Annotated in this window: 8 protein-coding genes; all 8 read left to right on the top strand. The window is 62.4% G+C overall.

All coding sequences use genetic code 11. The features are described 5' to 3' along the window. Positions 1-528: energy transducer TonB (locus tag J5M57_RS27325; protein WP_207872036.1), on the top strand; the 528-nt coding region annotated here is incomplete at its 5' end. Positions 529-579: 51 nt separating this feature from the next. Continuing rightward, positions 580-1287, top strand: a complete 708-nt coding sequence (locus tag J5M57_RS27320) for a MotA/TolQ/ExbB proton channel family protein (RefSeq protein WP_064586888.1) — start codon at positions 580-582, stop codon at positions 1285-1287. Continuing rightward, entirely contained in the window at positions 1287-1688 is a 402-nt protein-coding gene (locus J5M57_RS27315; RefSeq protein ID WP_064586887.1) for a biopolymer transporter ExbD, read from the top strand. Before J5M57_RS27320 ends, J5M57_RS27315 begins: the two co-directional genes overlap by 1 nt. Positions 1689-1894: 206 nt before the next feature. Continuing rightward, positions 1895-4606 carry a TonB-dependent receptor gene (locus J5M57_RS27310; RefSeq protein ID WP_207849631.1) on the top strand — a complete coding sequence of 904 codons (2712 nt, stop codon included), beginning with the start codon at positions 1895-1897 and terminating at the stop codon, positions 4604-4606. A 197-nt stretch (positions 4607-4803) separates the two neighbouring features. Further along, positions 4804-6669, top strand: coding sequence for an extracellular solute-binding protein (locus tag J5M57_RS27305; protein WP_207849630.1), 1866 nt, complete (start codon positions 4804-4806; stop codon positions 6667-6669). Position 6670: 1 nt separating this feature from the next. Beyond that, complete coding sequence (yejB, locus tag J5M57_RS27300) at positions 6671-7735, top strand: microcin C ABC transporter permease YejB (protein WP_064586884.1); 1065 nt, start codon at positions 6671-6673, stop codon at positions 7733-7735. Then, positions 7735-8757 carry an ABC transporter permease gene (locus J5M57_RS27295; RefSeq protein WP_083366388.1) on the top strand — a complete coding sequence of 341 codons (1023 nt, stop codon included), beginning with the start codon at positions 7735-7737 and terminating at the stop codon, positions 8755-8757. The genes yejB and J5M57_RS27295 overlap by 1 nt, the downstream gene beginning before the upstream one ends. A 1-nt stretch (position 8758) precedes the next feature. Beyond that, on the top strand, positions 8759-10363 hold the full coding sequence (locus tag J5M57_RS27290; protein WP_207849629.1) for an ABC transporter ATP-binding protein: 1605 nt from the start codon (positions 8759-8761) through the stop codon (positions 10361-10363). Positions 10364-10486: the final 123 nt, after the last annotated feature.

Genomic DNA, 10486 nt, shown 5'->3' with positions numbered 1-10486 from the left:
CCACCGCCACCACCGCCCGAACCGGAACAGCCGGTGGAAGACGAAGATGCGGTCAAGCCACCGCCGAAACCGGTGGAGAGACCCAAGCCGATCGAAAAACCGAAACCGGTCGAGAAGCCGAAACCGGTGAAAAAGGTCGAGCCGCCGAAGGCCCCGCCCGCCCCGGCACAACCGGCCGTTCCCGCTGCACCGGCCACACCGAGCGCGCCACCGGCCCCGGCGGCCGCGCCCGGTCCGGTCAAGGAATCGGCAGCGATTTCCGGCCTCGCCAGCCTTGGCAACCCACCGCCGGAATACCCGTCGCTGGCCCTTCGACGCAATTGGGAAGGCAGCGTGGTCCTGCGGATTCAGGTGTTGGCCAACGGTCGCGCCGGTTCGGTGACCGTGACCAAGTCCAGCGGCAAGCCGCAACTGGATGACGCGGCCGTCGCGGCCGTGAAGAACTGGAAGTTCATTCCGGCCAAACGCGGTGACACGCCGATTGACGGCTTCGCCACCCAGACCATCGATTTCAAATTGCCGCAATAACGGCACAACCCAACGAACTCACAACCGACTTAATGCAAGCGAGGTGTAGCCATGAACCCTTCACTGTCTTCGATGATTGTCCCCGGTGTGCTCTGGGGCCTGGTGCTGTTTTCCGTGGTCAGCTGGGCGATCCTGCTGGTCAAGTCGGCGCAATACCTGCGCCAGAAAGCCCAGAACAAACAGTTCAGCAAAGCTTTCTGGGGCGCGCCGGACCTGCTCACCGCCGCCGAACATGCCAGCCAGTACCCGGGCTCGCTGGCCCGTATCGCCAGCAGCGGTTTCGAAGCCTTGCTGGTGGAGGAAACCCCAAAGACCACGCAACAACTGGCGCATACCATCAACCGTTCGGATCGCCTGGAACGCAACCTGCGCCAGCAGATCCAGAAAGAGCGCCGCTCGCTGGAAAACGGCCAGGCGATCCTCGCCAGTATCGGCAGCACCGCGCCGTTCATTGGTCTGTTCGGCACCGTGTGGGGGATCATGGAAGCCCTGCAAAGCATCGGCGAAACCGGTTCGGCCAGCCTTGAAGCGGTCGCCGGCCCGATCGGTCACGCACTGATCGCCACCGGCGTGGGCATCGCCGTCGCGGTGCCGGCGGTGCTGATTTACAACTTCTTCCTGCGTCGTTTGAAACTCGCTTCGGCGGACATGGATGACTTCGCCCACGACTTCGACGCCCTCGCCTCGCGCAGCGCGTTTTCCATCAGCCGTCAGGCCATCGCCAGCAAAACCACGGCCGCCGTGCGGGAGGCCAGCTGATGTCGTTCTCCACTCAAGACAGCGATGAAGTGCTCAGCGAAATGAACGTCACGCCGCTGGTGGACGTGATGTTGGTGCTGCTGGTGGTGTTCATCGTCACCGCGCCGCTGATGACCAACGCGATCAAGGTCAACCTGCCGAAAACCGACGCCGTCGCCCCCGCCGAGAAGAAAGACCCGGTGGTGGTCAGCGTCGATCAGGACGGCAAGTTCTATCTGGCGAAAACCGAGCTGGCGCCGGAATCCCTGGAAGCCAGCCTCAAGGAGGTCAAGGCCAAGGACAGCGAGGTGCGCGTGCAGCTGCAGGCCGACGCCAACGTCAACTACGGCCAGGTGGCCAAGGCCATGGCGTCCATCGAACGCTCGGGCATCAGCAAGATTTCGGTGATGACCACCCACTGAGTGCGGTGTCGGGCGCGCACTGAGAAACGCGCCCGACACCGCTGAAGCATCCCGTCGCAATCAGCCGACCGAAAAAACGCAACGCGTCTTCGGAGGGGATCGGCTTGCTTGAAGAAAGTGGTTTTTCGCGGCGCGGCACCCCCGTGACCTGCGCAATCAGGGCTCACAAGGCCATTTCGATAACGTCTGACAAGTCGGAAACAACCATGCTGATGAACACTCCACGCTTTACGCTCAAACCTTTGGTGGCCACGATTTCTCGTCACCGTTTTGTTCCGTTGTACCTGGTGGCCATGGGGATGGGCGCCGGGTCCGTGCAAGCCGCCGAGGATGACAACGCGGCCGTGCCGGCAGCGACCGCGGTGGTCGCGCCGACCACGCAACTGCAACGGGTGGAAGTGACCGGTTCGGCGATTCGCCGGGTCGATGCCGAGACGGCGGTGCCGATCACCATCCTCAAGGCCGATGAACTGCGCAAACAGGGCGTGACCACCACCGCCGAACTGGTGCAGCGGATCACCGGCAGCCAGTCGATCAACAACAGCGCCGGCTCGGTCGGCGCCGCCACCGGTGGCGCTTCGTTTGCCGACATGCGCGGAATCGGCGCGAACAAGACGCTGGTGCTGCTCAACGGGCGACGGCTGGCCAACAACGCCTTGTCCGGCACTAACTCGGCCGGCGGCGCGGTGGATCTGAACATGATCCCGTTTGCCGCCATCGAGCGCGTGGAAGTCCTGCGTGACGGCGCCTCGGCCCTGTACGGCACCGACGCCATCGGCGGCGTGATCAACTTCATCACCAAGAAATCCCTGACCGACGGCCAGCTCACGCTCGGCGGCGAAACCCCGACCCACAGCGGCGGTGGCGCTACCAAGGACATGAGCGCCAGTTGGGGCTACGGCGACCTGGAACAGGACCGCTTCAACGTGCTCGGCGTGTTCAACTACAACAAGCAGCAGAACCTCGACGCCAACGACCGCTCGTTCGCCCGCGACTATGTGCCCGGCCGAGGTCTGGACCAGACCTCCGGCACCGCATTCCCCGGCAACTACAGCCAGAACGGCAACGCCACCAACCCGTTGGCCAACAGCAATTGCAACGGCCCCAACCTGGTGGCGCGCGACGGCTTGTGCCGCTTCAGCACCCGCGAATACATCGACCTGATTCCGCAAACCGAAAAGACTTCGTTCTTCGGCAAGACCACCGGCAAGCTGGCGGATGACCACAACATCAACCTTGAATACTTCTGGTCACGCAACAACAACGCCACCGCTGTCGGCCCGGCGCCATTGACCGGCCTGAGCCTGGATTCCTCATCGCCCTACTACCCCGGCAACGGCATCACGCCCGGCCCGACCGGCTTCGCCCTCGACCCGACGCAACCGGTCGACGTCAACTGGCGCGAAACCGCCGCCGGCCCGCGTGAATCGAAAGATCAGAACACCAGCCAGCGCTTTTTGCTCAGCTTCGACGGTCTGGTCGGCGGCTGGGATTACAACGTCGGCGCCTCCTACAACCAGAACAAAATCGTCTCCAGCGTCACCAGCGGTTATGTCAGCGATCAGGCGATGATCAATGGCCTGGCCAGCGGCCTGCTCAACCCGTTCGGCCCGCAATCCGCCGCCGGGCAGCAGTACATCGACGCTGCCATGTACCACGGTGCCTACACCACCGCCGTCGGCCGTGTGGCCGGTTTCGACGGTCGGATCAGCCGTGAGATCGGTGACTGGTTCGGTGCCGGCCCTGCCGGTCTGGCGCTGGGCGGTGAATACCGCAAAGAGAAATTTCATCAGGACTTTGAGCAGTTTGCCGGCGACATCCAGAGCCTCGGTATCGACCCGGCCGGTAGCGTCGAGGGCGACCGCAGCGTGAAAGCCGCGTACGCCGAAATCAACGTGCCGGTGCTCGACAGCCTCGAACTGTCCGCCGCCGTGCGCCACGACAAATACAGCGACTTCGGCAGCACCACCAACCCGAAATACTCGTTCCGCTATCAGCCGCTCAAAGAGCTGGTGGTGCGCGGCGCGTACAGCGAAGGCTTCCGTGCGCCGTCCTTGTACGAGCTGTATTCGCCGCGCAGCATCACTTACACCCAGGGCTACTACAACGACCCGGTGCTGTGTACCGGTGGCGTCGTGCAACCGGGCGGCAACGGCGGACGCGATTGCGGCCAGCAGTTCCTCAATCAGATCGGCGGCAACCAGGATCTGGCCCCGGAGAAAGCGCGCAACGTGACCCTGGGCTTCGTCTATCAGCCAGTCAGCAACCTGTCGGTGGGCCTGGATTTCTGGTGGATTCACATCTCCAACCAGATCCAGCCGTTCCCCGAATCCACCGTGTTTGATCAGGCCGGCACCTACCCGGATCGCTTCGTGCGCAACGCCGACGGCACGCTCAACTACATCGTTACCGGCAACGCCAACCTCGGCATCGTCGAAACCAATGGTGTCGATGTGTCGCTGGACTATCGCTTCCCGAACACACCGTACGGTCAGTTCGGCCTGGGGCTGCAAGGCACCTACGTCGACAGTTACGACTTCCAGAGCACCATCAAAGGCCCGTTTACCGACAAGGTCGGCGACTTCGAAGGGGACGGCGTGATCGCGCGGTGGAAGCACAACCTCACCGGCAGCTGGACCTTTGGCGCCGCCCGGGCGTCGCTGACCAACCGCTTCACCACCGGTTACAACGACTACGACCGCGATACCCATGCGCGGGTGGCGTCGTATTCGGTGTGGGACCTGTCGGCTGGCTACACCTTCAACAAGGTGCTGGATGTCGATGCCGGGATGAAGAACATGTTCGACCGCAACCCGCCGTTCACCAACCAGGCCTACAACTTCCAGAGCGGCTATGACCCGCGCTACACCGACCCGCTGGGGCGCACGTTGTTTGCGCGCATGACGTATCACTTCTAAGGCAGCAACACCGTAAAACCGGGTGAATGCAAACCTTTGTGGCGAGGGAGCTTGCTCCCGCTTGAGTGCGCAGCACTCACAAAAATCTGCAGGGTCAGTCTGATTTTTGGGGCAGCTTCGCAGCCCGGCGGGAGCAAGCTCCCTCGCCACAGTTTTTAGCGCTGCTAGTGAGTTTTCGGGCTTAGAGGAAAAACTTCATGAATTTCATGCGCAACATGGCCGCTCTGCTGCTCGGCAGTGCGCTGCTGTGCACCGGCACCTCGGCGCTGGCCGGCGGCAGTTATGCGCTGACCGTGTACGGCGAGGCGCCGAAGTATCCAGCGGGGTTCGAGCATTTTGATTTCGTCGATCCCGACGCGCCCAAGGGCGGCTCGCTCAGTCGCGCGTCGATGGAGATCGGCCAGTACAACTACATCACCCCGTATGCCGATCAGGGCATTTCCGTGGTGCAGGTCAACGACTGGGTGTATGCGCCGCTGGCGTTCCGTTCGCTGGACGAGCCGTACACCGTCTACGCTCTGGTCGCGCAGCAGATCGAACGCGATCCCGAAGGGCTGTGGGTGCGCTTCACCCTGAACCCCAAGGCACGCTTCGCCGACGGCACACCGATCACCGCCGAAGACGTGCGCTACACCTTCAACCTGCTGATGACCAAGGGCAGCCTCAGTTATCGCCAGCAGTACGCCGACGTGCAAGACGTCGAAATCGAAGGGCCACGGCAGGTGCGTTTCACCTTCAAGAACAACCTCAACCGCACCCTGGCGCTGGACCTGGCGACGATGCGCGTACTGCCCGAGCACTGGTGGAAGTCGCGTGATTTCGCCAACGGCGGCGGTTTCGAGCCACCACTGGGCAGCGGCCCGTACCGCGTGAGCAAGGTCGACGCCGGGCGCAGCATCAGTTTCGAACGCGATCGGGACTGGTGGGGAAAGGACCTGCCGGTGAGTCGCGGGATGTACAACTTCGACACGCTGACGGTGAATTTCTACGGCGACACCGACGTCGCCCGCCAACTGCTGCAGGCCGGCGCGTTCGACTACAACCGCGAGTTTTCCTCATCCGGTTACGTGGTCGGCTACGACAGCCCGGCGTTGCGAGACGGTCGCTTGCAGCAATCGATCCTCGCCCCGGACAAACCGACGGCGGCGCAGGGCTTCGTGTTCAACCTGCAAAACCCGATTTTCCAGGATCGCCGGGTGCGTCAGGCGATCACCCTGCTGTGGGATTTCGAGTGGACCAACAAGCAGATGATGCGCGGCTTCTACGTGCGCCAGAACAGCTTCTGGCCGAAGAGTGAAATGGCCGCGACCGCCCTGCCCGACGCCGAAGAACTGCAGATCCTCGAACCGCTGCGCGGGCAGATTCCCGACGAGGTCTTCACCGAGGTCTATCAGGCGCCGAAAACCGATGGCAGCGGCTACATCCGCGACAAGCAACTGCAAGCGCTGAAGCTGCTCGCCGACGCTGGCTGGACGCCGCAACACAGTCGACTGGTCAATGCCGCCGGCGAACCGCTGGAGTTCACCTTCCTCGACGGTCAGGGCGGTTTCGATCGCATGCTGCTGCCGTTCAAACGCACCCTCGCGCAGATCGGCATCACCCTGAATCTGCGGCGCATCGACTCGGCGCAATACGTCAATCGGCTCAACGCCCGGGACTACGACATGATCGTCACCAGTTTCCCGCGCAGTGGCGATCCGATCGTCTCCCCCGGCCGCGAGTTGTACAGCCTGTACGCCTCGCAAAGTGCCACGCAGGTCGGCAGTTCGAACTCGATGGTGCTGGCCAACCCGGCGGTCGATCAACTGATCGACGGGCTGGTCAAGGCCGACACCCGCAAAGCCATGGTGCATTACGCGCGCGCCCTCGACCGGGTGCTGCAATGGGGTTACTACATGATTCCCAACTACTACTCCAAAGGCACGCCAACGGTGTTTCAGAACCGTTTCGGCATGCCGCCGGTGCAACCGGCGTACGACGAAGGCCTCAACACCTGGTGGGAGGTCTCGGCCAAGCCGCTGACCACGCAACAGATGCACACCCAGCTTGCGGGGGGCCAGTGACATGCTGCGTTATCTGGGCAGGCGCCTGCTGCTGATCATCCCCACGCTGCTGTGCATTCTGGTGGTCAATTTCCTCATCGTGCAGGCCGCCCCGGGTGGCCCGGTGGAACAAGCCATTGCGCGCCTGCAAGGCTTCGGCGGGCACAGCATGGGCGGCGGTGGCGAAGTTGCCGCGACGGGCGGTGCCGGACGCAGCAGCCGTGGTCTCGACCCGGCGCTGATCGAGGACATCAAACACCACTACGGCTTTGACAAACCGATGCACGAACGCCTGTGGCTGATGCTGAAAAACTACGCCCGGCTGGATCTGGGCAGCAGTTTCTTTCGCGGCGCCAAGGTCACCGATCTGATCCTGCAGAAGTTGCCGGTGTCGTTGTCGCTCGGCTTGTGGGCGACGCTGATCACTTACCTGATTTCAATTCCGCTGGGCATTCGCAAAGCGATCAGGCACGGCAGCGCCTTCGATGTCTGGAGCAGCACGGCGATCATCATCGGCTACGCGATGCCGGCGTTTCTCTTTGCGATGCTGCTGATCGTGGTGTTCGCCGGCGGCAGCTACGTCAACTGGTTTCCGGTGCAGGGCCTGATGTCGGATGACTTCGACAGCCTCGGCACGCTGGCCAAGGTCGGCGACTACCTCTGGCACCTGGTGTTGCCGGTGACCGCGCTGGTGATCGGCGGTTTTGCCACGCTGACCATCCTCACCAAAAACAGCTTCCTCAACGAGATCAGCCGCCAGTACGTGATCACCGCGCGAGCCAAAGGCTTGACCGAGCGCCGCGTGCTGTATGGCCATGTGTTTCGCAACGCGATGCTGCTGGTGGTGGCCGGCGTGCCGTCGGCGCTGATCGAGGTGTTTTTCGCCGGCTCCCTGTTGATCGAAACCCTCTTCAATCTCGACGGCCTCGGGCGCATGAGCTACGAAGCGGCGGTGTCGCGGGACTATCCGGTGGTGTTCGGCGCGCTGTTTCTGTTCACCCTGTTCGGTCTGCTGATCAAGCTGATCGGCGACCTCTGCTACACCCTGCTCGACCCGCGCATCGACTTCTCGGCGAGGACTGCCTGATGTTCACACTCTCTCCTCTGGGTCAGCGCCGTGTCGCGCAGTTCAAGGCCAATCGCCGTGGACGCTGGTCGCTGTGGCTGTTCCTCGGTTTGTGCCTGATCTGCCTCGGCGGCGAACTGATCGCCAACGACAAACCCTTGGTGATCCGCTATCACGGCGCGTGGTATTTCCCGATCCTCAGCGAATACCTGGAAACCGATTTCGGCGGCGAGTTGCCGTTTCAGCCGGATTACGCCAGCGCTTACGTGCACGGGCTGATCGAGGATCAGGGTGGCTGGATGCTGTTTCCGCCGATTCCGTTCAGTTACGACACGGTCAACTACGACCTCGCCGAACCGGCGCCGAGTCCGCCCTCGGCGCGCAACTGGCTGGGCACCGACGATCAGGCGCGCGACGTGTTGGCGCGGGTGATTTTCGGCACACGGATTTCGATTCTGTTTGCGCTGATCCTCACCGGCATCAGTGCGTTGGTCGGCATCGTTGCCGGGGCGTTGCAAGGGTATTACGGCGGTTGGGTCGACCTGCTCGGGCAACGGCTGCTGGAGATCTGGTCGGGTTTGCCGGTGCTGTATCTGCTGATCATTCTGTCCGGGTTTGTCTCGCCGAGTTTCTGGTGGCTGCTGGGGATCATGGCGCTGTTTTCCTGGCTGGCACTGGTCGATGTGGTGCGCGCCGAATTCCTCCGCGGGCGCAATCTGGAATACGTCAAAGCCGCACGGGCCTTGGGGCTGACCGACAGTGAGCTGATGCGCCGGCACATCCTGCCCAACGCGATGACCTCCACCCTGACCTACCTGCCGTTCATTCTGACGGGGGCTATCGCCACCCTCACAGCGCTGGACTTTCTCGGCTTCGGCATGCCGGCGGGGACAGCCTCGCTGGGCGAGTTGATCGGTCAGGCCAAGCGCAATCTGCAGGCGCCGTGGCTGGGGCTGACGGCGTTTTTTGCCTTGGCACTGATTCTGTCTTTGTTGGTGTTCATCGGTGAGGCTTGCCGAGATGCGTTCGATCCGAGGAGCTGACATGAAAGAAAATTTGATCGAGATCCGCGACCTGCGCGTGGCCTTTGGCGAACAGGCCGTGGTGCACGGTTTGAACCTGGACATTCGTCGTGGCGAATGTCTGGTGCTGGTCGGTGAGTCCGGTTCGGGCAAGTCGGTCACGGCGCATTCGATCTTGCGTTTGTTGCCGGGTAAATCCGTCAGCAGCAGCGGTTCGATTGCCTATGGCGGCGTGAACTTGCTGCAGGCCAGCGAGCAGCACCTGCGCGGTTTGCGCGGTAACCGGATCGCGATGATCTTCCAGGAGCCGATGACCTCGCTCAATCCACTGCATACCGTGGAACGACAGGTCAGCGAAGTGCTGGAGATTCACAAGGGCCTCAAGGGCCGCGCCGCCCGTGAGCGCACGCTGGAATTGCTTGAACTGGTGGGCATTCGCCAGCCATTGCAGCGTTTGAAAGCCTATCCCCACCAGTTGTCCGGCGGCCAGCGGCAACGGGTGATGATTGCGATGGCGCTGGCCAATGAGCCGGAACTGCTGATCGCCGATGAGCCGACCACGGCACTGGACGTGACCGTGCAGCAGAAAATCCTCGAGCTGCTGATCGAGCTGCAACAGCGGCTCGGCATGTCGATGCTGCTGATCAGTCACGACCTCAATCTGGTCCGGCGCATCGCCCAACGCGTGTGCGTGATGCGTCACGGCGAAATCGTCGAACAGGCCGATTGCGAGACGCTGTTCCGCGCGCCGCAGCATTCCTACAGCCGCTTGCTGATCGAAGCGGAACCCAGCGGTGCGCCGGTCCCGAGCCCGTACGAGCACAACCTGCTGGAAGTGGATGATTTGAAGGTCAGGTTTCCCCTGCCCAAGGCACTGTTCAGCCGTTCACAGGATTACATCAAGGCGGTCGACGGGGTCAGCTTCCGCCTGCAACGCGGCAAGACCCTGGGCATTGTCGGCGAGTCCGGTTCGGGCAAATCCACGCTGGGCCAGGCGATCCTGCGCCTGGTGGAGTCCGAGGGCGATATCCGCTTCGGCAACAAGCAGCTGAGCTTGCTCAACCAGCGCTTGATGCGCCCCTTGCGCCGGCAGATTCAGGTGGTGTTTCAGGACCCGTTCGGCAGTCTGAGCCCACGGATGTCGGTGCAACAGATCATTGCCGAAGGCTTGCTGACCCATGGCATCGGCACCGCCGACGAACGTGAGGCGGCGGTGATTCGGGTGCTGGAGGAAGTCGGCCTCGATCCGCGAGCCCGCCATCGTTACCCCCACGAATTTTCCGGCGGACAACGCCAGCGCATCTCCATCGCCCGCGCACTGGTGCTGGAACCGGCATTGATCCTGCTCGATGAACCGACCTCGGCACTCGATCGCACGGTGCAAAAACAAGTGGTGGACCTGTTGCGGCAATTGCAGATCAGGCACGGGCTGACGTATCTGTTTATCAGCCATGATCTGGCGGTGGTGCATGCGCTGGCCCATGACTTGATGGTGATCAAGGACGGCAAGGTGGTTGAGCAGGGATCGTCGCGGGAGATTTTTGCCGCGCCCAAACACCCCTACACTCAGGAACTGCTGAAGGCCTCCGGCCTGAGCGTCCCCCGTAAAACCGCCGAACTTGTGTAGGAGCTGCCGCAGGCTGCGATCTTTTGATGTTGTTTTTCAAGATCAAAAGATCGCAGCCTGCGGCAGCTCCTACAGGGGATTGGTGGGGTTTGAACAATATTTTTCAGCCACTGCATCCAAACG

The organism is Pseudomonas sp. 86_A, from assembly GCF_017491705.1.
GTDB lineage: Bacteria > Pseudomonadota > Gammaproteobacteria > Pseudomonadales > Pseudomonadaceae > Aquipseudomonas > Aquipseudomonas koreensis.
This window is presented reverse-complemented; position numbering and strand designations above follow the sequence as displayed.

What these genes read in the sequence shown, in the direction of transcription:
- J5M57_RS27320 (WP_064586888.1), top strand. Translation starts at nt 580, where the DNA reads ATGAACCCTTCACTGTCTTCGATGATTGTCCCCGGTGTGCTCTGGGGC.
- J5M57_RS27315 (WP_064586887.1), top strand. Translation starts at nt 1,287, where the DNA reads ATGTCGTTCTCCACTCAAGACAGCGATGAAGTGCTCAGCGAAATGAAC.
- J5M57_RS27310 (WP_207849631.1), top strand. Translation starts at nt 1,895, where the DNA reads ATGCTGATGAACACTCCACGCTTTACGCTCAAACCTTTGGTGGCCACG.
- J5M57_RS27305 (WP_207849630.1), top strand. Translation starts at nt 4,804, where the DNA reads ATGAATTTCATGCGCAACATGGCCGCTCTGCTGCTCGGCAGTGCGCTG.
- yejB (WP_064586884.1), top strand. Translation starts at nt 6,671, where the DNA reads ATGCTGCGTTATCTGGGCAGGCGCCTGCTGCTGATCATCCCCACGCTG.
- J5M57_RS27295 (WP_083366388.1), top strand. Translation starts at nt 7,735, where the DNA reads ATGTTCACACTCTCTCCTCTGGGTCAGCGCCGTGTCGCGCAGTTCAAG.
- J5M57_RS27290 (WP_207849629.1), top strand. Translation starts at nt 8,759, where the DNA reads ATGAAAGAAAATTTGATCGAGATCCGCGACCTGCGCGTGGCCTTTGGC.